Genomic DNA, 19,806 nt, shown 5'->3' with positions numbered 1-19,806 from the left:
CGATATGCCTACCCTTGCCCGTGAGTGGTGTTTTCGTATCCTTCGCCCCGGTATGCGGGGATGACCTGAGTGTCTTCCTGGCTGTATGCGTAGTCGTAGCCGCCGCCGCCGTTTCCGCCGGAAGTCTCGTCGAGGCTTTCCTGGATGGCGATCTGGGCATTCTCCGGCAGGGTGTGCATGATGTGCCGGACACGTTCCTGCCGGCGCGCGACAGCCTGCCGGAACGGCATCCCCGGCGTCGCCTTCATCTGCGGGACGATGCCCTCGACGTCGTCGACACCACCCGCGTGGTGACCGGCGTCGACCATCGCCTGCTCCTGCGCCATGGTGGCCTCGTCCTTCTCCTCGGACATGCCGATCGGACCGATCATGGTGCCGTTGAGGAACTGCTTGACCACCGGCTCCTCACTGGTGAGCAGCACCTCCCGCGGACCGAACATCACCAGATGTCGACGGAACAGCATGCCGATGTTGTCCGGCACCGTCCGCGCGAGATTGATGTTGTGCGAGACGATCAGGATCGTCGCGTCGATCTCGGCGTTGATGTCGATCAACGTCTGGGAGATGTAGGTGGTGCGCACCGGGTCCAGGCCGGAGTCCGGCTCGTCGACGAGGATGATCTGCGGGTCCAGCACCAGGGCGCGGGCCAAGCCCGCACGCTTGCGCATACCACCGGAGATCTCACCGGGCAGCTTGTCCTCGGCCCCGAGCAGGCCGACGAGCTCCATCTTCTCCATGACGATCTTGCGGATCTCGGACTCGGACTTCTTGGTGTGCTCGCGCAGCGGGAACGCCACGTTGTCGAACAGGTTCATCGAGCCGAACAGGGCGCCGTCCTGGAACAGCACACCGAACAGCTTGCGGATCTCGTAGAGCTCCTTGCTGGAGCACTCGAGAATGTTGGTGCCGTCGATCACGATCGAGCCCTGCTCCGGGCGGAGCAAACCGATCAGCGACTTCAAAAACACCGACTTACCCGTACCCGACGGCCCGAGCAACGCACTGACCTCACCGGCGGGAAGGGTCAACGTGACGTCCTGCCAGATCCTCTGCGAGCCGAACGACTTGGTCAGTCCCTCGACGGATACCTCGACTCCCACCATTACCTCCGCGACCGTTCGATGCACTCACCCCGTGTGGGTTGGGTCACTCTATCGCATCGACGTGTTACCTGTGACAAGGGATGCTACTCATGAGTAAGGAAGCATGCCAACAGCGGGTCCCACTATGCAAAACAACGCGTCTGAACTGGGATAACGGTAGCGAAATTTCTGGTCGCGCGTCCAGCTTTCGGCCAGGAATCTCGACACTCCGAAGACGTCCGCGGACACAAAAAGAGGGTCACTCCCCACGGATGGGGAGTGACCCTCTTCGTCTGCTCGGTGAGCAGCGCGGGAGAGACCGTCTTACTTGACGGTGATCTTCGCGCCGGCAGCCTCGAGCTTTTCCTTGGCGGCGTCGGCCGCGTCCTTGGCAACCTTCTCCAGGATCGCCTTCGGAGCACCCTCGACGAGGTCCTTGGCTTCCTTCAGGCCGAGGCCGGAAACGACCTCACGGACGACCTTGATGACCTGGATCTTCTTGTCGCCGGCCGACTCGAGGACGACGTCGAACTCGTCCTGCTCCTCAGCAGCCTCGGCAGCAGCCGGTGCTCCGCCTGCAGCGGCAACGGCGACCGGGGCAGCGGCGGTGACCTCGAAGGTCTCCTCGAATGCCTTCACGAACTCCGAGAGCTCGAGGAGGGTGAGCTCCTTGAACTGGTCCAACAACTCTTCGGTGCTGAGCTTCGCCATTGTGGCGGTCCTTCCTGTAAGTCCCATGTCGCTGATCCGCGACCGGGCGGGGTTATAGCAGTGATGCGCGGGTGCGGATCAGCTTTCGGCTGCAGCCTCGGCGGGAGCTTCGGCAGCTCCGCCTTCTGCGGCCTTCTTTTCCTGCAGCGCAGCAGCCAGTCGGGCCACCTGCGAAGCAGGAGCGTTGAACAGGCCTGCGGCCTTTGCCAAGTTGCCCTTCATCGCGCCGGCAAGCTTGGCCAACAGGATCTCGCGGGACTCGAGGTCCGCGATCTTGTTGACCTCGTCCACGGACAGCGCAGCGCCGTCCATGTAGCCGCCCTTGATGATGAGCGCCTTGTTGTCCTTAGCGAAGTTCTTCAGAGCCTTCGCAGCATCGACGGGCTCGCCCTTGATGAATGCAATGGCGGTCGGACCGACGAAAAGGTCATCAAGGCCCTCGACGCCCGCTTCAGCAGCGGCACGCTTGACCAGGGTGTTCTTGGCGACGGAGTAGGTGGCACCTTCTCCGAGAGCGCGTCGCAGTGTCGTGATGTTGCCCACCGTCAGACCACGGTATTCCGTGATCACAGCAGCGGTCGAACCCTTGAACTGCTCGGTGATCTCCGCAACCGCGGAAACCTTCTCAGGCTTTGCCATACTTCGCCTCCTCTCATGACAGTCGTTATCCCACTTCGGAACCGCTGCGCACCGCCGGAATCCCGGAGCACACAATCCACGACATGCAAAACGCCCCGGTGCAGGGCACACGGGGCGTGAAAGGAAACGACACGGTCAGGGCGCGAGCCCACAACCGATACGCATCCCCCTACCTCGTCCTCCTGCGTGGGCCGCCGGACATTCCCGGACTTTCAATCACACCCTTGCGGGAGTGATCACCAACGGTCTTGGGTAGAACATGATTTGGGGTGAAGTTCAAATACTGCATTGAACTCCGCAAGACAGATTACGGCATGGCCTGCACAACCGCCAAATCGCGGCGGGACTCCACCCATCGCAGTGACCGGCGTCACTCGGCATGCGGTGTGTGGTCCATCAGACTGAAGCAGCGTCCATTTACCTGTTACGCAACGTTACATATATGAGCTAGCTTTTCCTCATGACAATCCTCGAAGCCCGGGCCGTCGTGACCGGATCCCGGACACGACGCTTCCTCGCGCTCGCCGTGATCTGCCTGGCCGAACTGCTGGTCGTCCTCGACAACACCATCGTCAACGTCGCTCTCCCGTCGATCGGTGTCGAACTCCGCACCAGTGTCAGCGGCTTGCAGTGGGTCGTCGACGCCTACACGCTGACGTTCGCGGGCCTACTGCTGGCGTTCGGCAACCTCGGCGACCGCTACGGTCGTCGACGCGTCATGGTCATCGGTCTGATCGGCGTCGCCGTCATGTCGATCGCCGGCGCCAATGCCGAGAGTCTGGGGCAGGTCATCGCGGCCCGCGCGGCGATGGGTGTCTTCGCGGCCGCAGTCTTCCCCGCGACCCTCGCCCTCGTCATCAACATCTTCACCGACGTGCGGGAACGGGCGCTGGCCATCGCCGCCTGGACCGCGATGGCCGGATTCGCGATCGCCATCGGGCCGATGGCCGGCGGGTGGCTGCTCGAGCATTTCAGCTGGCACTCCGTCTTCTGGATCAACGTGCCGATCGCGGTGGTCGCGGCAGCAGCGACGCTGCTCCTGGTGCCGGAGTCACGCGCCTCCGTCATCGGACGCATGGACCTCGTCGGAATCGCCGCCTCGATCACCGGAATCACCGTCCTCGTGTGGGCCATCATCGAGGCCCCTCACCACGGGTGGACGTCGTTCGTCACCGTCGGCGCCGTCGCCGTCTCGATCGCTGTCCTGGTCGGATTCATCCGCTGGGAGCTGCGCACCGAGCACCCGGTCCTCGACCTGCGGCTGTTCCGCAACCGCAGGTTCTCCCTGCCCGCCCTCGCGATCGCCATCGGGTACTTCTCGATGTTCGGCTTCCTGTTCCTCATCACGCAGTACTTCCAGGGAGTCCGGGAGTACACGCCGTTCGAGTTCGGTGTCGCGTCGCTGCCGTTCGCGGTGTCGGTCGCGGTCGGCGCCCCCGTCGCCACACTTCTGGCGCAGCGGATCGGGACGACCCCGGTCATCGTGTTCGGCCTCCTCCTCACCGGTGTCGGGCTGTACCTCGGCGGTCAGGTGGCCGTCGACAGCAGCTACCTGACGGATGTCCTTCCGTCGATGGTGTCGATGGCGCTCGGCTTGGCCATCGTGCAGGGGCCCGCCACCGAGTCGATCATGGCATCGCTGCCCCTCGACGAGGCGGGAGCAGGCTCGGCTGTGAACGACACGACGAGGGAAATCGGCGGAACGCTCGGTGTCGCCGTGCTCGGATCGATTGTCGCGTCGTACTACGCGACGACGATGAGTCCGCTGCTCGACCGGATTCCGGCCGCATTGATGAACGACGACGAGAAGGGCTTCGCGCGCGCGACGGTCCTGAGTGTGCTCGAGATCCGGAAACGGGAGATCCCGCCGTTCCTCGAACAGCAGCGTGAGAATCTCATCCTCACCATGAAGACGACGGTGCTGCAGGGGTCGCACACTGCGTCGCTCGTCGCGGCGGGCGCCGTGGTGGTCTGCGCGGTCGTCGTCGCGATCTTCATGCCCTGGGCGCCGGCACGCACAGATTCCGTGATGCTGGCGTGGCGGAAGAAGTCCGAATCGGAAACCGGCGACGAAGACTGACCCCGGAAAGCAGTTCGGCCGGTACGGAAGATTTCCGTACCGGCCGAACTGTGTGAAGCGTGACTTACGCGTCGGCATCCTCGAGAAGGTTGCGGGTGCGGTTCGGGTCCACCGGGATGCCCGGGCCGGTGGTGGTCGAAACGGTGACCTTCTTGACGTAGCGGCCCTTCGCGGAGGACGGCTTCGCACGCAGGATCTCGTCCAGCGCGGCGCCGTAGTTCTCCACCAGCTTGGCGTCGTCGAACGATGCCTTGCCGATCACGAAGTGCAGGTTGGCCTGCTTGTCGACGCGGAAGTTGATCTTTCCGCCCTTGATGTCCGCAACAGCCTTCGTGACGTCAGCCGTCACGGTGCCGGTCTTCGGGTTCGGCATCAGGCCACGCGGTCCGAGGACGCGGGCGATGCGGCCGACCTTGGCCATCTGATCGGGAGTCGCGATGGCGGCGTCGAAATCGAGCCATCCACCCTGGATCCGCTCGATGAGGTCCTCGGCACCGACGGCGTCGGCTCCAGCTGCCTCGGCCTCGGCGGCCTTCTCTCCGACTGCGAACACGATGACGCGGGCGGTCTTACCGGTGCCGTGCGGCAGGTTGACCGTGCCGCGGACCATCTGGTCCGCCTTGCGGGGGTCGACGCCCAGACGGACGGCAACCTCGACGGTCGCGTCCATCTTGCTCGACGACGTCTCCTTCGCCAGCTTCGCAGCCTGCAGCGGGCTGTACAGCTTGTCGAAGTCGATCTTCTCAGCGGCGGCGAGATACGCCTTGCTGCGCTTTGCCATTTCTTCTGTCCTAACTTCTCACCGCAGTGTGTGTCTTGTCTGCGATGGTGAATGGTTCAGTAGTGGTCTGGGCCTGGCCGGCCCTCCCACGCTTTCTTCGACGGCGGTGCCGTCAGTCGATCTTCGACGGCGGTGCCGCCGATCGATCAGGGCTGACTCAGCCGTCGACCGTGATACCCATCGAGCGTGCGGTGCCGGCGATGATCTTCGCGGCCTGCTCGATGTCGTTCGCGTTGAGGTCTTCCTGCTTGGTCTTCGCGATCTCGCGCACCTGATCCATGGTCACGGAAGCGACCTTGGTCTTGTGCGGCTCGCCGGAGCCCTTCTGCACGCCTGCAGCCTTGAGCAGCAGCTTGGCAGCCGGAGGGGTCTTCAGCTTGAAATCGAAGGTCCGGTCTTCGTAGACCGAGATCTCGACCGGCACCACGTTGCCGCGCTGGGACTCAGTCGCCGCGTTGTAGGCCTTGCAGAATTCCATGATGTTCACGCCGTGCTGACCAAGCGCGGGACCCACGGGCGGTGCAGGGTTAGCCTGACCGGCCTGGATCTGAAGCTTGATGAGCCCTGCGAGCTTCTTCTTCTTGGGGGGCATCTCGATTTCCTAATTCTTGCTGGGTGTGTTTCTTGCTACTGCAGTGCAAGTATGTGGCGCTAGATCTTCGCGACCTGCGTGAAGGACAACTCGACCGGGGTCTCGCGACCGAAGATCGAGACCAGGACCTTGAGCTTCTGCTGCTCGGCGTTGACCTCGCTGATGCTGGCGGGCAGCGTGGCGAACGGGCCGTCCATGACGGTGACCGACTCGCCGACCTCGAAGTCGACCTCGATGAGCGGCTTTGCGAAGCTTTCTCCGCCGGTCTCGCCGGCCGAGACGGTTGCCGCGGCGGCCTGCTTCTTCTGCTCCTGCTGCGGGAGCAGGAACTTGATGACCTCGTTGAGGGTCAGCGGGGACGGGCGCGACGTCGCACCGACGAATCCGGTGACGCCGGGCGTGTTGCGCACAGCTCCCCAGGACTCGTCGTTGAGATCCATGCGGACCAGGATGTAGCCGGGCAGAACCTTGCGGTTGACCTGCTTGCGCTGACCGTTCTTGATCTCGGTGACCTCTTCGGTGGGAACTTCCACCTGGAAGATGTAATCGCCGACGTCGAGGTTCTGGACACGGGTCTCGAGGTTGGCCTTGACCTTGTTCTCGTAACCCGCGTAGGAGTGGATGACGTACCAGTCACCGGGTGCGCGACGCAGAGCGGCCTTGAGTTCCGCAACGGGATCCTCGGGCTCTTCGGCCGTCACAGCCTCGTCGGCGGGCGCAGCCTCGTCGGCGGTCACAGCCTCTTCTTCGGCGGTCACCTCGTCCTCGACGATCTCGTCGGCCGGGGCGTCCTCTGCACCGTCGTCACCGACGATTTCCGCGGCTTCGGTGCCCTCGTCGGCAGCCTCGACATCCACTTCGGCTGCCGCCTCGGCAGAAACACGCTCTTCGGCCAAAGCCTCATTCGTGTCGTTCTCGGGGGTGCTCACTGGGGCACTCGCTTCCTCTCGTCACTCACATACTTCGGATCCACCGGGGCGGATTCCGTCAACCGAACAACCAGGTGACGCCCTTGATGACCACCAGATCCAACACGCCGATGAACGTCACCATGAACACCACGAAGACCAGGACGACACTGGTGTAGGTGATCATCTGCTTGCGATTGGGCCAGATGACCTTGCGCAGCTCGGCGATGACCTCGCGGAGGAACCGGCGCAGGCGCTTGAAAATGTTTTCCTTGCGCGGCTTGTCGGCGCGATCCTTCTTCGCCGGCTTGACCTTGGTGGTCGTGTCCGACTTCGAGAGTTCCGGTGACTTCACGGAACTCGCGGCGACCTCGGTACCTGCCTGCGAACGACGGCCCTGGCGCTTACCGCTGGGCTTTCCCGAGGGAGTGGCGGAACGCGTGGTGGTGGCGTCGGCCGCGGTGTCGTCGGCACCGTCCGGGCGCGTCGACCCTGAAGTGTCGCCGTCGCGCTTGGCGCGCTCCTCGCTCACGTCGTTCCTCTCAGTCGCTGGCATCCGGGGGCAGGGGCGACAGGACTTGAACCTGCAACCTGCGGTTTTGGAGACCGCTGCTCTGCCAGTTGAGCTACGCCCCTTTGGTCGGGAGACCTGGTCCGAAACTAGCCTCGGACCAATTCTTGACCGACCTCTCTGTGATTACATGACACGCGCGCCACCCTTGCCGGCCATACAGCACCGTAGGGCAGCGCGCAGCGCTGAGTAATCCCAGAAATCTCAGTGTACTTCAAAGCCCCGGAACAAACCCAATCCACCCGGCTGTCAGGCCAGACGGACCGTTGCGGTGGCGCGACCGAAGATCTTCTTTCCCTCGGCACGCGCCACGATCGCGACTACTGCTGTCTTGCTTTCTTCGTCGAGCGATTTCACCTTACCGGTGTACTCGACCTGCGCGGCCTCGTCCTCACGGACGTAGACCGAGCTCGTGAAACGAACGTTGTATTCCTTGACCGCACCCGGATCGCCGAGCCACGACGTGACGAAGCCGCCGCCGAGACCCATGGTGAGCATTCCGTGCGCGATCACGTTGTCCAGACCGGCGAGCTTGACGACCTCGTCGCTCCAGTGGATCGGGTTGGGATCGCCGGACACGCCCGCGTAGTTGACCAGGTCGCCACGCGTGAGCTTCACGATGCGCTCGGGGAGTTCTTCACCCACCGAGACGTCCTCGAACTTACGAAGCGCCATGCATGATCACGTCCTTGACTGCGTGAGCGATGTTCTCGTCGACCTCGCCACCGGTGCGCGCGACGAGCGTCGTCCACGTGGTCTGGACCAGTTCGTCGTACTGATCGGTGACGATGTTCTTGGTGACGATGATGTCGCTGCCGCCCATCTGACGGAACGACTCCAGGTACACGTCACAGACCAGGCGGTCGCCGACCTTGATCGGCTTGTGGAACTCGAGCCGCTGATCGGTCTGGAGAATCTGGCTCGGGTCGTAGCCCGTGACGATCTCCTTGAAGAGACGTCCCTGGGCGATGATGCCGACGAGCGAGATGAACGTCAGAGGAGCGAGGAGACCGTCGTAGCCGAGGCCCTTCGCGGCTTCCTCGTCGTGGTGAGCGGGGTGCCAGTCCTGCACGGCACGCGCATACTCGCGCACCTTCTCGCGTCCGACCTCGTAGAAATCGTCGACGCGGTAGTGGTGCCCGACCATTGCCAGTGCGTGCGCGGCAGGATCAGCAGGAACAGCCTCGGGCACGTATGCCTCTGTCTCTGTCACAGTGTCAGTCACGCGAAAGAACCTCTTCTACCCTTGACGTCAGCGCGTGAGGGCAGCCTAGAGGACTCCCTTCGCGAACGCAGTCCTAGTTCCGGACCGTGTTACTTGGACTCGCGATGCGACTGGTGAGTTCCGCAGTTCGGGCAGAACTTCTTGATCTCCAGCCGATCGGGGTCGTTGCGCCGATTCTTCTTGGTGATGTAGTTGCGGTGCTTGCATACCTCGCAGGCCAAAGTGATCTTGGGCCGAACGTCAGTCGAGGAGGCCACGGGATGCCTTCTTTCGGGTGAATCTGATTACGAACAATCAGGGTGGATCATGCATATTGTGTAGCGGTGACCGGACTTGAACCGGCGACGCAACGATTATGAGTCGTTTGCTCTACCAACTGAGCTACACCGCCTCGGTGTCGAGTGTCGCGCACTAGGCGCTCCACTTCAATCCAGCGAGCCCCCTAACGGAATCGAACCGTTGACCTTTTCCTTACCATGGAAACGCTCTGCCGACTGAGCTAAGGGGGCGTGCTTCGCTCGCACATCGCTGCGCGCTGAAGCCTTGACGAGATTACACAGAGTTCGCGTCCAGAACCAAATTGCCTGGTCAGCGGCTTTCGTATGTCGCTACACCCGGCAGTTCGGGTCGGCAGCCCGCACAGAGCGGGGTGCCGGCCGGACAACCGGTCCCTGCCACGAACGACAGAACCCCGGTGAGCTGGTCGCTCACCGGGGTTCTCTGTGTGGCAGATGTAGGATTCGAACCTACGTAGGCATAAGCCGACGGATTTACAGTCCGCTCCCATTGGCCGCTCGGGCAATCTGCCGGGGTTGCACGAGGAGCGCGAAATCTGTGCGAAATCGCTCTCCGCTGCGGAAAGAAGAATACAACGAACGGCCCCCCGTTTTGCAAACCGGGTGGATACGGGCGGTTGCGAACCGATAGCGTCGAATCTGCTCGTCGGCATTCGGCGGGCCCCCGGCCGGGTCGCGGCGGGGAGAACTAGACGAAACCGGGAGTGTGAAGTGGCTGATTCGTCCTTCGATGTGGTGAGCAAGGTGGAGCGTCAAGAGGTGGACAACGCCCTGCATCAGGCCGGCAAGGAGCTGTCGACCCGGTTCGACTTCCGGAACACGGGAGCATCGATCGAATGGTCCGGCGAGGAAACCATCACCCTGACGGCCGACACCGAGGAGCGACTGCTCGCCGCCCTGGACGTCTTCAAGGAGAAACTGATCCGGCGTGACATCTCCCTGAAGGCGTTCGACGCGGGCGAGCCGGCGCAGTCCGGAAAGATCTACAAGCTGTCGGGCAGCCTCGTCCAGGGCATCACCACGGAGAACGCCAAGAAGATCACCAAGAAGATCCGCGACGAGGGCCCCAAGGGCGTCAAGGCGCAGATCCAGGGCGACGAACTGCGGGTGAGCAGCAAGAAGCGCGACGACCTGCAGGCCGTCATCTCCCTGCTGAAGGGCGAGGACTTCGGGATCGCGCTGCAGTTCGTGAACTACCGGTAGAGGCGCTCCGCGCCCGTGCGCCTTTCTGGTTGTAGGAACGACCAGAAAGGCGCACGGGCGGCGAAGCCGCCTACATCCCCGCCATGCGCTCGAGCCGCTCGATCCGGTCGGCCATCGGCGGGTGGGTGGAGAACATCCGGCTCATCTTCTCGCCGGTGCGGAACGGGTTGGCGATCATCAGGTGCGACTGCGCGGCGAGCTGAGGCTCCGGCGGCAGCGGCGCAGCCTGGGTGCCCTGCTCCAGCTTCCGCAGCGCGGACGCCAGCGCCAGGGGGTCGCCGGTGAGTTCTGCGCCCGACTGGTCGGCCTGGTACTCCCGCGACCGCGACACCGCGAGTTTGACGACCGTCGCGGCGATGGGCCCGAGCAGCGACACCAGGAGCAGCGCGATCGGGTTGGCGCCCTGTCCCCCGCCGCGTCCGCCGAACATGTTGGCAAACATGGCGAAGTTCGCGAGTCCCGACACAACGGCGGCCATGGCGCCGGCGACGGAGGAAATCAGGATGTCGCGGTTGTAGACGTGCGACAGCTCGTGTCCGAGCACGGCTCGCAACTCGCGTTCGTTGAGGATCTGCAGAATGCCGCTCGTGACGCACACCGCGGCGTGGCGCGGACTGCGCCCGGTGGCGAACGCGTTGGGCGCGGACGTGGGGCTGATGTAGAGCCGCGGCATCGGCTGGTGCGCGGTGGTGGCCAGTTCCCGGACGATGCGATAGATGACCGGCGCCTGCACCTCGGTGATCGGCTGGGCGTGCATGGCCTTGAGCGCCATCTTGTCGCTGTTGAAGTACACGTACGCGTTCATTCCCACCGCGAACACGATCGCCAGCAACAGGATGGTGGGGTTGCGGAACAACGCGCCGATGAACACGATCAGCGCCGACATGCCGACCAACAGAACTAGAGTCTTCGCCCCGTTTGCGTAGCGCACGTCACGCCTTCCTTGTCGTTGTCACCCGATCACGTCACCCGAGTTTCGGGATCTTGATCATTCAACGAAACACGGTGGCGGGACGGTTCCCGCTCGGACGACGAGAAATCGGGTGAAGACGAGTTCGGGTACTGACGATACGGCTCAGCCGACGCGCTCGATCGTGTAATCGACGAGCTTCACGAGGGCGTCGTTGGCGGGGCCCTGCGGCAGCTCGGCGAGCTGCGCGCGTGCCTGGACCGCGAACTCCTCCAGCTTCGCCTTGGCGGCGGCCATGCCGGGTGACCGTTCGAGGAGCGCGAGCGCCTCCGCGACGTCGTCGTCGTTGGTGACGGGGCCGTCGAGGAGCACCCGGAGGCGATCGGCGTCGGGTCCCTCGTCGCGCAGCGCGTACAGCACGGGCAGCGTGTGGACGCCCTCACGCAGGTCGGTTCCGGGTGTCTTGCCGGACTGGGCGGACACCGAGGAGATGTCGATGATGTCGTCGGAGATCTGGAAGGCGGTGCCCACGGCGTCGCCGAGGCGTTCGAGCCGCTTCACGTGGTCGGCGTCCGCGCCGGAGAAGGTGCCGCCGAAGCGTCCGCACGCCGCGATGAGCGAGCCCGTCTTCTCCCACACGACCTTGAGGTAGTGCTCGACCGGATCCTGCTCGCCGCGAAGCCCGATCGTCTCGCGCATCTGGCCGGTGACGAGTTCGGCGAACGTCTCGGCGATGATGCGCACCGCCTCGGGTCCCAGCGTCGAGACGAGACGGGACGCGTGCGCGAACAGATAGTCGCCGGCGAGGATCGCAACGCTGTTGCCCCACCGCGAGTTCGCGCTGGGTGCACCGCGGCGCATCGACGCCTCGTCCATCACGTCGTCGTGATACAGCGTGGCGAGGTGGACCAGCTCGACGACGGTGGCCGCCGTGACCACCGACGGGTCGGAGGCCTTCGGTCCGAGTTGGGCGGTGAGCACCGTGAACAGCGGACGGAAACGCTTGCCTCCCGCCTTCGCGAGATGCAACGCCGCCTCCGTGAGGAAGTCCTCCCCGTCGGAGAGCTCACTGACCAGCAGTTCCTCGACTTGCTTCAGTCCTTCACGGACCGTGGCAGCGAGCTGCGGGTCGCCGAGATCGATCCCGGCGACCGTAGTGCCCACTACAGCGTCGGCAGCGGTGTGTGCTGCGCCCTCGGTGCTCACGTTCTCAGTACCCATCCTGTCGTCAGTGACGGCTCGGTTCCCGCGCCGTCGGTGGCGGCTCGGCTACCACGGTAGTGAACCTAGCGGTTCCGCTGCCCGTCGGCCTCGCCGCGGTCGCATAGCGAAGCCTGACAGGATGTAGGTGTGGTCGCAGCAGAACAGTCGCCCGCGGGATCCCCGCTTCCCACCGCCACCGATGTCCTGGTCATCGGTGCTGGTCCGGCCGGTTCCTCGGCTGCCGCGTGGGCGGCCCGCGCGGGACGTGACGTGGTGCTCGCCGACGCGGCGGTGTTTCCCCGCGACAAGACGTGTGGCGACGGACTCACTCCGCGTGCCGTCGCCGAGCTCGACCATCTCGGTCTCGGCGACTGGGTGCGGTCGAAAGGGACCAACCGCGGGCTGAGGCTCAGCGGGTTCGGTCAGGAGCTCGAACTCGAGTGGCCGGGAAGGTCGTTCCCGGCCGTCGGCAGTGCGGTGGCCCGCACCGAGCTGGACGACAAGATCCGTGCGACCGCCGTCGACGCCGGGGCCGTCATGGTGCAGGGCGCCAAGGCGATCGGCGTCGAAGGGGACGGTGACCGGGTGACGGCGGTGACGCTGAAGACGTCCGACGGAACCCACACCATCGGCTGCCGGACGCTGATCGTCGCCGACGGCGTCCGGTCCACACTGGGCAAGCAGCTCGGCCGTGAATGGCACCGGGACACGGCTTACGGTGTTGCCGCCCGCGCCTACATCGCCACCGACCGCAGCGCCGACCCGTGGATCACCTCGCACCTCGAGCTGCGGGACGGAGCGGGGACGCTGCAGTCGGGCTACGGCTGGGTATTCCCCCTCGGCACCGGTGAGGTGAACATCGGCGTCGGCACACTGGCCACCGCCAAACGTCCGGCCCCGGGTGCGCTGCGACCGCTGCTCGACCTGTACACGGCGCAGCGGCGCGACGAGTGGAAGTGGGACGGCGAGCTCCGCGCGGTGGCGTCGGCGTTGCTGCCGATGGGCGGTGCGGTGTCGCACATCGCCGGCCGGAACTGGGCGATCGTCGGCGACGCGGCGGCATGCGTGAATCCGCTGAACGGCGAGGGCATCGACTACGGGCTCGAAGGGGGGCGCCTGGTCGCAGAGATCCTCGACTCCGACGACCTGACGGAGCTGTGGCCCGCGATACTCCGGGAGCGGTACGGCCGGGCGTTCTCCGTGGCGCGGCGACTCGCCGGGCTGCTGACCGTCCCCCGGGTTCTGCCCGCGTCCGGTCCGGTGGCGATGCGGTCCCGTGCGCTGATGACCATCGCGGTCCGGGTCATGGGCAACCTCGTCACCGAGGAGGACAGCGACCTCACCGCCCGCGCGTGGCGGGCGTCCGGTCTGCTGTCGACGAAGGTCGACTCTCGACCGCTGTTCGGCTGAGGTTCAGCGGGTGGCGCGGTGCAGGGCCACCACACCGCCGGTGAGGTTGCGCCACTGCACGTTCCGCCACCCGGCCGCCTCGATGCGCAGCGCGAGTTCCTGCTGGGTCGGCCAGGCGCGGATGGACTCGGCGAGGTACACGTAGGCGTCGGGATTGCTGCTGACGGCGCGCGCGACCCGCGGCAGGGCCCTCATCAGGTACTCCATGTAGACCGTGCGGAACGGCCCGAACACCGGGGTCGAGAACTCGCTCACGACGAGGCGCCCGCCGGGTTTGGTGACCCGGGCGATCTCGCGGAGACCGGCATCGAAGTCGGAGACATTGCGCAGCCCGAAGGAGATGGTCGCGGCGTCGAACACGGCGTCGGCGTAGGGCAGGTGCATCGCGTCGCCCGCGACCATCGGGACGTCGCGTCCACTGCCTGCCTGCAGCATTCCCTTGGAGAAGTCGGTGGCCACACACCACGCACCCGACCGTCCGAGCTCGACGGTCGACACCCCGGTCCCCGCCGCGAGGTCCAGAACGCGCTCCCCCGGCTTCAGCGCCAGGGCCGAGCGCGTCGCCTTGCGCCAGCTGCGGTCCTGACCGAACGACAGGATCGTGTTGGTGAGGTCGTAGCGCTTCGCGACGCCGTCGAACATCGACGCGACCTCGTGCGGATCCTTTTCGAGCGACGCCCGCGAACCGTGTGTAGTTGCCACGCCCGAAACGCTACCAACCGCGCCCGCCGCCGATGTCGGCGCCGGGCGTGGTGGCGAGGCGGTCACTTCTTGGAGACCCGCACCAGCTTCTTGTTGACGAATTCGTCCATTCCCCACGGACCGAGTTCGCGGCCGACGCCGGAGCGCTTGACGCCGCCGAACGGCAACCCGGGAAGCGTCGTGCCGTGTTCGTTGACGAAGGCCATGCCGACGTCGAGCCGGTCGGCGACTTCCCGCGCCCCGTCGAGGTCGGTGCTCCACACCGAACCGCTGAGCCCGTAGGAGGAGGAGTTGGCGAGTTCCACAGCCTCGTCGGCGGTGGCGACCTTGTAGACGACGCCGACCGGTCCGAACAATTCCTCGCTGTATGCCCGCATCTCGGGGGTCACGTCGACGAGCAGCGTCGGTTCGACGTACGAGCCGGGGCCGTCGATCTTCTTCCCGCCGGCGAGGAGCGTCGCACCCTTGGCGACCGCGTCCTCGATCTGCTCGATCAGCGAATCCGCGGCGCTCTGCGAAGACAGCGGCCCGAGGACGGTCTTCGCGTCGAGTGGATCGCCGGTCGGGGTGGCCTTGAACGACTCGGCGAGCTTCGAGACGAACTCGTCGTAGTTCGGCTCGGTCACGATGAATCGCTTGGGCGAATTGCAGGCCTGGCCCGCGTTGGACAGGCGGGCACGGGTCGCGGTCTTGACCGTCGCGTCCATATCGTCGGTGTCGAGGACGACGAACACGTCGGACCCGCCGAGTTCGAGCACGACCTTCTTGAGGTTGCGGCCCGCCGTCTCGGCGACGCTGGTCCCGGCCCGCTCACTGCCGGTGAGAGAGACGCCCTGGACACGCGGATCCGCGATCATGTCCGCGATCTGCTCGTTGGTGGCGAACACGTTGATGTACGCATCCTCCGGGAGACCGGCCTGCCGGAAGATCTCCTCCATCAGCAGTGCCGACTGCGGACAGTTCGGGGCGTGCTTGAGCAGCACGGTGTTGCCGAGCATGAGGTTCGGCGCCGCGAAGCGGGCGACCTGGTAGTACGGGTAGTTCCACGGCATCACGCCGACGAGCGCACCGATCGGCCTGCGGTAGACCACGGATTCGTCCGCGCCCGGCACGTCGAGCCGTTCCGCCTCGAGCAGTGCGGGGCCGTTGTCCGCGTAGTAGCGGTAGATCGCCGAGGAGAGCTTGACTTCGCCCTTGGCCTCGCGGACGGGTTTGCCCATCTCGAGGGCGATCATCCGCGCCAGTTCGTCTTCGCGCTCCGCGTAGAGATCGGCGGTTCGGCCCAGGATCCGGGCGCGTTCCTCGGCGGGGGTGGTCCGCCAGTGGAGATATCCGCGGTGGGCGCGGGACAGCGCCGACTCCACTCCTGCATCGTCCAAGGTCGTGAATTCCCGGACGGTTTCACCGGTCGCGGGATTGACAGTCTTGTACTTCGCCATACCTGGGCAACGACGAGACGACCCCTCGAAGTTCCCGCGGTGTCGATCCCGGTGGTCAGGCCGCCCGGGATTCGCGTAAGCCCTGCCCGCCGGTGACCGCCGCGTAGTGGCCCAGCAGCTCGTCGCAGATCGCAGGCCACGTGCGGTGCAGCACCGACTGCCGGGCGGCCTCCCCGAAGCGGGCCCGCATGCGGCGGTCGCGCAGCGCCTCGACGGCGCTCGGCAGCAGTTCGCCGAACCGGTCGACCGGAAGCAGGTAGCCGTTGCGGCAGTGCGCGACCAGATCGCGCGGACCACCTGCATCCGGTCCGATCACCGGCACCCCGCTGGACAACGCCTCCTGCACCGCCTGGCAGAACGTCTCGTGCTCGCCCGGGTGGACGAAGACGTCCAGGCTCGCATAGGCCTCGGCCAGCTCCACACCGCCGAGCTGGCCGGTGAACACCGCATCGGGCATCAACCTCTGCAGGCGTGCCCGTTCCGGACCGTCGCCGACGATCACCAGCCGCACCCGCTGGTCGCCGGCGACTGCGGCCAGCCGCTCGATGTGTTTCTCGGGTGCAAGCCTGCCCACGAATCCGACGACCAGCCGATCCGAGCCGCCCAGCCAGGAGTCCCGCAGACCGGTGCTGCGACGCGACGGCGCGAATCGAGCGGTCTCCACGCCGCGCGCCCAGCGGTGGACCCTCGGAATCCTCTGCTCGGCGAGCGCCTCGACCGCCGACGTGGACGGCGCGAGAGTGCGCGTGCAGCCCCGGTGGATGCGACGGGTCCAGGCCCACGCCGCACGGCTGGTGATGCCGAGGCCGTAGCTCTCGGCGAAACCCGCCACGTCCGTCTGGTACACCGCGACGGTGGGAACGTCGAGCCGGTGCGCCGCACCGAGCCCGCCCGCCCCGAGGAGGAACGGCGACGCCAGATGCACGACGTCGGGGTCGAACGCCCGCAGCGCGGCGGTGAGCCCGGGCTGCGGCAGGCCCACCGGGAGCGAACTGACCTTCGGCACCATCACCGCAGGCACCCGGTAGACGGGCACGCCGCCGTGTTCGGTCGGCGCGGACGTCTGCGATCCGACCGTGTCCGGGGCGACGACCATCGCCTGGTGTCCGGTGCGCTGCAAATGGTCGAGAACCCGCAGCACCGAGTTGGTCACACCGTTCATGTTGGGAAGAAACGATTCCGCGACGATGGCTACTCTCACGCGCTCAGCGTGGCAGTGCTCGTGGTCACAGCAGCGAGATCGACGTGACCGTCGCGCGAAGTTCCGGGAAACTCAGGATGACACTGCCGGCTGGGCCTCCGCCGAACTTTCCCGCCGCCGCAGGTACCAGATCACCGGTCCCGCGATCAGCCAGGTCACGACGATCAGCGAACCGGCGGGGACGACGGCCACGCTGGCGTCGCGTCCGGACACCCGCACCAGGTCAGGGTCGCTGCGCGCGTACTCGACGTCGATCCGCTGCCCCACCGTGAGCTTGGTCGGGTACAACACGCCCAGTTCGGGGTTGTGCGTCACCCCGTCGGGCGTGACGAAGCTGATGGCGGACCTCAGCGATCCCGCCGACAGCACCTCCGCCGTGGCCACGCCCCGGTCGGATTGGATGGTGTGGTCGTTGCGCCAGGCGGCCAGCACGAGAAGCACTGCGAGAACCGAGATGCCGATCGCCGTCACCAGCACCCCCCGCCGGACGCGCCGCGACACCCGCGCATTCACAGTTGTGCCCGCACCGCGGCGTGCAGTTCGCGCAGCCCGGAACGTTCGGTGGTCACCTCGAGCACCCGGATGCCGCGGTCGCCGGGCGCCTCCGGCGCACTCAGCCGTGTCGAGAGCTCACCCAACCCCACCAGGTGATGCTCCACCCGGTAGGCAGCGCAGAGTGCGGCGAGATCCATCCCGTGCGGAGTGCCGAAAACCCGCTCGAATACCCCGGCATACTGGGGATCGCCCTGTTCGAGCAGTTCGAAGATGCCGCCACCGTCGTCGTTCGCGACCACGATGGTCAGGTCCCGGGGACGCGGTTCGCCCGAACCGATGAGCAGCCCGGACGCGTCGTGCAGGAACGTGAGGTCGCCCAGCAGGGCCACCGTCCGCCCCTCCTCGTAGGCCAGGGCCGCCCCGACGGCCGCGGACACGGTGCCGTCGATGCCGGCGACACCCCGGTTGGACAGCACCCGGATCTTCGGCGCCGGATAGCTGACGAGCGCGGCGTCCCGCACGGGGTTCGACGCCCCGAGCAGCAACTGGTCACCGTCGGCCAGGGCGTCCATGACGGCGGCCGCCACGTGCAGTCCCGTCGCCTTCGGGTGCGCGGCGAGCTGCGCGCGCACCGCCTTGTCGGTGTGCTCGGACAGGGTGCGGCACCGATTGATCCAGGCCCGGTCGGGTTCACCGGACACGACCGCGCGGGTGCCGGTGGCCAGCACGTTGCCGGACACGTCGGGCCAGCGGGGGCCGGTGGTGAGCGCGTAGACGGCCACCGACGGATCGGCGAGGACCTTCGACACGGACCGGTGGAGGGTGGGGCGCCCGGTGATGACGGCCTGCCGCGGTTTGAGCTGCGGCAACGCCATCGGATGCACCGGGATGCCGTGCAGCGGCGCGGTCGGCTCGGCGACCGTCGGAAGTCCGGCGAGTTCCGGCCGCAGCGCGGACCCGTGCCCGGAGATCACGATGGTGTCGGGGGTGAGGTCGAGGTCCATCGGCACGTCGAGCGTCGCGTGCTGGGTGGTGGTCCACGCCGCCCCACCCGGTCGTCCCTGCGGGACCGGACCCTGCGCGTGGACGTCGGGAACGAGCGGTTCCCGGAGCGGGATGTCGAAGTGCACGGGACCGGCGTTGCCCGACCTCGTGCCGCGCGCTGCGGCGAGGACCCGGCACACCGCCGAACGCCACTGGCTGTTCTGCCCGGCATCGTCCTCGGCCAGGCCCAGGCTGATGGTCGCGCGCACCTGGCTGCCGAACAGTCCGAGTTGCTCGATGGTCTGGTTGGCACCCGTGCCGAGCATCTCGTACGGGCGGTTGGCGCTGAGCACCACGAGCGGCACCCGGGCGTAGTTCGCTTCGAGCACCGCGGGTCCTAGATTGGCGACCGCGGTGCCGGACGTCATGACGATCGGGACGGGGCGCTTGCCGGCCACAGCCAGGCCGAGCGCGAGGAATCCCGCGGTGCGTTCGTCGATGCGCATATGCAGACGCAACCGGCCCTCGAGGTCGGCGGCCTGCAGGGCGAACGCCAACGGCGCGTTGCGCGAACCCGGGCAGAGCACGACCTCGCGTACTCCCCCGCGGACCAGTTCGTCGACGACCGCGGTGGCTTGTGCAGTGGACGGGTTCACGACATCAAGAGTGTCAGATACTCCGGCAGGTCCGTCCGGCGACCTCGCCGGGTGAGTTCACGGCCACATCGCGGGCGCTGACACCATGAACGCATGCGCACTCTCTTCGATCCCGCCGAGCTTCCCCCACACCGCATGTATCAGGTGCTGACCGCCTCGATCGTGCCCCGGCCGATCGCGTGGGTGTCCACCGTCTCGGCGGACGGGGTGGCCAACCTGGCCCCGTACAGCTTCTTCTCGGTGTCCAGCACCCACCCGCCGGTCGTGCAGTTCACCTCGGTGACCCGCAAGGACAGCCTCCGCAACATCGAGGCGACGGGAGAGTTCGTGATCAACGTGGCGACCGAGCCGCTGATCTCGACGGTGAACGCCAGCTCCGCCACGTTCGACAGCGAGGTCGACGAGTTCGCCGCGCTGGGCATCGACACCGAACCCAGTGAGCGGGTCCGTCCCGCCCGGGTCGCGGGTTCGCCGGTCGCCATCGAGTGCACCCTGCACCAGGTGATACCTGTCGGTGATTCGTTCGTGGTGATGGGCGACGTCGTCACGGTCGCGGTGCGGTCCGAGGCGCTCGCCGACGACGGACTTCCGGACTTCGGGGAACTCGCCCCGCTCAGCCGCCTCGGCCGCAACGAGTGGGGTCTGCCGCCGAAGGTCGTGATGCTCGACCGCCCGCGTCGCCCCGCATAACCGATCGATTGGTTAGGCTTACCTGACA

21 protein-coding genes and 4 tRNA genes are annotated in these 19,806 nt (G+C 66.2%); 4 read left to right on the top strand and 21 right to left on the bottom strand.

Features of this window, described 5'->3' with window-relative positions; genetic code table 11:
* Positions 1-8: 8 nt before the first annotated feature.
* From ACNJ7E_RS29725 to rplJ, 3 genes are all read right to left on the bottom strand, one after another.
* Positions 9-1,103 carry an ABC transporter ATP-binding protein gene (locus tag ACNJ7E_RS29725; protein WP_005258257.1) on the bottom strand — a complete coding sequence of 365 codons (1,095 nt, stop codon included), beginning with the start codon at positions 1,101-1,103 and terminating at the stop codon, positions 9-11.
* 303 nt (positions 1,104-1,406) lie between these two features.
* On the bottom strand, positions 1,407-1,793 hold the full coding sequence (gene rplL, locus ACNJ7E_RS29720; protein WP_005252104.1) for a 50S ribosomal protein L7/L12: 387 nt from the start codon (positions 1,791-1,793) through the stop codon (positions 1,407-1,409).
* Positions 1,794-1,871: 78 nt separating this feature from the next.
* Positions 1,872-2,432, bottom strand: a complete 561-nt coding sequence (gene rplJ / locus ACNJ7E_RS29715; RefSeq protein WP_005252102.1) for a 50S ribosomal protein L10 — start codon at positions 2,430-2,432, stop codon at positions 1,872-1,874.
* A 460-nt stretch (positions 2,433-2,892) separates the two neighbouring features.
* Between rplJ and ACNJ7E_RS29710 the strand changes: the two genes are divergently transcribed.
* Positions 2,893-4,512 (top strand): MFS transporter, encoded by a 1,620-nt coding sequence (locus ACNJ7E_RS29710; protein ID WP_418341633.1) that lies wholly within the window; start codon positions 2,893-2,895, stop codon positions 4,510-4,512.
* A 64-nt stretch (positions 4,513-4,576) separates the two neighbouring features.
* Here the strand turns inward: ACNJ7E_RS29710 and rplA are convergent, their stop codons facing one another.
* The 11 genes from rplA to ACNJ7E_RS29655 all read right to left on the bottom strand — a co-directional run bounded on the left by rplA (position 4,577) and on the right by ACNJ7E_RS29655 (position 9,397).
* Positions 4,577-5,293: a 50S ribosomal protein L1 gene (gene rplA / locus ACNJ7E_RS29705; protein ID WP_005252097.1), complete on the bottom strand. Its 717-nt coding sequence runs from the start codon at positions 5,291-5,293 to the stop codon at positions 4,577-4,579.
* 157 nt (positions 5,294-5,450) lie between these two features.
* Complete coding sequence (gene rplK / locus ACNJ7E_RS29700) at positions 5,451-5,885, bottom strand: 50S ribosomal protein L11 (protein ID WP_005252095.1); 435 nt, start codon at positions 5,883-5,885, stop codon at positions 5,451-5,453.
* Between the two features lie 59 nt (positions 5,886-5,944).
* Positions 5,945-6,814 (bottom strand): transcription termination/antitermination protein NusG, encoded by an 870-nt coding sequence (nusG, locus tag ACNJ7E_RS29695; protein WP_283352876.1) that lies wholly within the window; start codon positions 6,812-6,814, stop codon positions 5,945-5,947.
* A gap of 58 nt (positions 6,815-6,872) precedes the next feature.
* On the bottom strand, positions 6,873-7,325 hold the full coding sequence (gene secE, locus ACNJ7E_RS29690; RefSeq protein ID WP_157951354.1) for a preprotein translocase subunit SecE: 453 nt from the start codon (positions 7,323-7,325) through the stop codon (positions 6,873-6,875).
* Positions 7,326-7,356: 31 nt separating this feature from the next.
* Positions 7,357-7,429, bottom strand: a tRNA-Trp gene (locus tag ACNJ7E_RS29685).
* Positions 7,430-7,613: 184 nt separating this feature from the next.
* Positions 7,614-8,039, bottom strand: a complete 426-nt coding sequence (hadB, locus tag ACNJ7E_RS29680) for a (3R)-hydroxyacyl-ACP dehydratase subunit HadB (protein WP_317570101.1) — start codon at positions 8,037-8,039, stop codon at positions 7,614-7,616.
* Entirely contained in the window at positions 8,026-8,589 is a 564-nt protein-coding gene (hadA, locus tag ACNJ7E_RS29675; protein ID WP_009474668.1) for a (3R)-hydroxyacyl-ACP dehydratase subunit HadA, read from the bottom strand. Before hadA ends, hadB begins: the two co-directional genes overlap by 14 nt.
* Positions 8,590-8,678: 89 nt before the next feature.
* Positions 8,679-8,846: a 50S ribosomal protein L33 gene (rpmG, locus tag ACNJ7E_RS29670; protein ID WP_005252089.1), complete on the bottom strand. Its 168-nt coding sequence runs from the start codon at positions 8,844-8,846 to the stop codon at positions 8,679-8,681.
* A 61-nt stretch (positions 8,847-8,907) separates the two neighbouring features.
* A tRNA-Met gene (locus tag ACNJ7E_RS29665) sits at positions 8,908-8,980 on the bottom strand.
* 45 nt (positions 8,981-9,025) lie between these two features.
* Positions 9,026-9,098: transfer RNA gene (locus tag ACNJ7E_RS29660), tRNA-Thr, on the bottom strand.
* Between the two features lie 216 nt (positions 9,099-9,314).
* A tRNA-Tyr gene (locus ACNJ7E_RS29655) sits at positions 9,315-9,397 on the bottom strand.
* A gap of 199 nt (positions 9,398-9,596) precedes the next feature.
* Between ACNJ7E_RS29655 and ACNJ7E_RS29650 the strand changes: the two genes are divergently transcribed.
* Positions 9,597-10,088, top strand: a complete 492-nt coding sequence (locus tag ACNJ7E_RS29650) for a YajQ family cyclic di-GMP-binding protein (protein ID WP_007298080.1) — start codon at positions 9,597-9,599, stop codon at positions 10,086-10,088.
* A 70-nt stretch (positions 10,089-10,158) separates the two neighbouring features.
* Here the strand turns inward: ACNJ7E_RS29650 and htpX are convergent, their stop codons facing one another.
* Both htpX and ACNJ7E_RS29640 read right to left on the bottom strand, forming a co-directional pair.
* A complete protein-coding gene (gene htpX, locus ACNJ7E_RS29645) occupies positions 10,159-11,019 on the bottom strand; it encodes a zinc metalloprotease HtpX (RefSeq protein ID WP_005252087.1) in 861 nt (286 codons plus the stop codon).
* A 144-nt stretch (positions 11,020-11,163) separates the two neighbouring features.
* Positions 11,164-12,219, bottom strand: coding sequence for a polyprenyl synthetase family protein (locus tag ACNJ7E_RS29640; protein ID WP_016882791.1), 1,056 nt, complete (start codon positions 12,217-12,219; stop codon positions 11,164-11,166).
* A gap of 129 nt (positions 12,220-12,348) precedes the next feature.
* Here ACNJ7E_RS29640 and ACNJ7E_RS29635 point away from each other — a divergent pair, with 129 nt between their 5' ends.
* Entirely contained in the window at positions 12,349-13,611 is a 1,263-nt protein-coding gene (locus ACNJ7E_RS29635; RefSeq protein ID WP_418341632.1) for a geranylgeranyl reductase family protein, read from the top strand.
* A 3-nt stretch (positions 13,612-13,614) separates the two neighbouring features.
* On the opposite strand, the gene ACNJ7E_RS29630 is transcribed toward ACNJ7E_RS29635, so the two are convergent.
* The 5 genes from ACNJ7E_RS29630 to menD all read right to left on the bottom strand — a co-directional run bounded on the left by ACNJ7E_RS29630 (position 13,615) and on the right by menD (position 19,088).
* Positions 13,615-14,313 (bottom strand): demethylmenaquinone methyltransferase, encoded by a 699-nt coding sequence (locus ACNJ7E_RS29630; protein ID WP_005252082.1) that lies wholly within the window; start codon positions 14,311-14,313, stop codon positions 13,615-13,617.
* A 62-nt stretch (positions 14,314-14,375) separates the two neighbouring features.
* Positions 14,376-15,752 (bottom strand): NAD-dependent succinate-semialdehyde dehydrogenase, encoded by a 1,377-nt coding sequence (locus ACNJ7E_RS29625; protein WP_105415903.1) that lies wholly within the window; start codon positions 15,750-15,752, stop codon positions 14,376-14,378.
* A gap of 55 nt (positions 15,753-15,807) precedes the next feature.
* Positions 15,808-16,953: a glycosyltransferase family 4 protein gene (locus ACNJ7E_RS29620; protein WP_418341631.1), complete on the bottom strand. Its 1,146-nt coding sequence runs from the start codon at positions 16,951-16,953 to the stop codon at positions 15,808-15,810.
* Between the two features lie 72 nt (positions 16,954-17,025).
* Positions 17,026-17,466, bottom strand: coding sequence for a DUF3592 domain-containing protein (locus ACNJ7E_RS29615; RefSeq protein ID WP_317570105.1), 441 nt, complete (start codon positions 17,464-17,466; stop codon positions 17,026-17,028).
* Positions 17,463-19,088 (bottom strand): 2-succinyl-5-enolpyruvyl-6-hydroxy-3-cyclohexene-1-carboxylic-acid synthase, encoded by a 1,626-nt coding sequence (gene menD / locus ACNJ7E_RS29610; RefSeq protein ID WP_280779919.1) that lies wholly within the window; start codon positions 19,086-19,088, stop codon positions 17,463-17,465. Before menD ends, ACNJ7E_RS29615 begins: the two co-directional genes overlap by 4 nt.
* A gap of 93 nt (positions 19,089-19,181) precedes the next feature.
* Between menD and ACNJ7E_RS29605 the strand changes: the two genes are divergently transcribed.
* Complete coding sequence (locus ACNJ7E_RS29605; RefSeq protein WP_280779918.1) at positions 19,182-19,778, top strand: flavin reductase family protein; 597 nt, start codon at positions 19,182-19,184, stop codon at positions 19,776-19,778.
* The last annotated feature ends 28 nt before the right edge of the window (positions 19,779-19,806 follow it).

Origin of the sequence: Rhodococcus mengyinensis (genome assembly GCF_048381435.1) — a bacterium.
Taxonomy (GTDB): domain Bacteria; phylum Actinomycetota; class Actinomycetes; order Mycobacteriales; family Mycobacteriaceae; genus Rhodococcus_F; species Rhodococcus_F opacus_D.
The sequence above is the reverse complement of the archived record's forward strand: the minus strand, read 5'-3'. Positions and strand labels throughout refer to the sequence as shown.

Bases quoted from the DNA above. Each gene is read 5' to 3' on its own strand.
- ACNJ7E_RS29725 (WP_005258257.1), bottom strand. From the start codon at position 1,103: ATGGTGGGAGTCGAGGTATCCGTCGAGGGACTGACCAAGTCGTTCGGC.
- rplL (WP_005252104.1), bottom strand. From the start codon at position 1,793: ATGGCGAAGCTCAGCACCGAAGAGTTGTTGGACCAGTTCAAGGAGCTC.
- rplJ (WP_005252102.1), bottom strand. From the start codon at position 2,432: ATGGCAAAGCCTGAGAAGGTTTCCGCGGTTGCGGAGATCACCGAGCAG.
- ACNJ7E_RS29710 (WP_418341633.1), top strand. From the start codon at position 2,893: ATGACAATCCTCGAAGCCCGGGCCGTCGTGACCGGATCCCGGACACGA.
- rplA (WP_005252097.1), bottom strand. From the start codon at position 5,293: ATGGCAAAGCGCAGCAAGGCGTATCTCGCCGCCGCTGAGAAGATCGAC.
- rplK (WP_005252095.1), bottom strand. From the start codon at position 5,885: ATGCCCCCCAAGAAGAAGAAGCTCGCAGGGCTCATCAAGCTTCAGATC.
- hadB (WP_317570101.1), bottom strand. From the start codon at position 8,039: ATGGCGCTTCGTAAGTTCGAGGACGTCTCGGTGGGTGAAGAACTCCCC.
- ACNJ7E_RS29640 (WP_016882791.1), bottom strand. From the start codon at position 12,219: ATGGGTACTGAGAACGTGAGCACCGAGGGCGCAGCACACACCGCTGCC.
- ACNJ7E_RS29625 (WP_105415903.1), bottom strand. From the start codon at position 15,752: ATGGCGAAGTACAAGACTGTCAATCCCGCGACCGGTGAAACCGTCCGG.
- ACNJ7E_RS29605 (WP_280779918.1), top strand. From the start codon at position 19,182: ATGCGCACTCTCTTCGATCCCGCCGAGCTTCCCCCACACCGCATGTAT.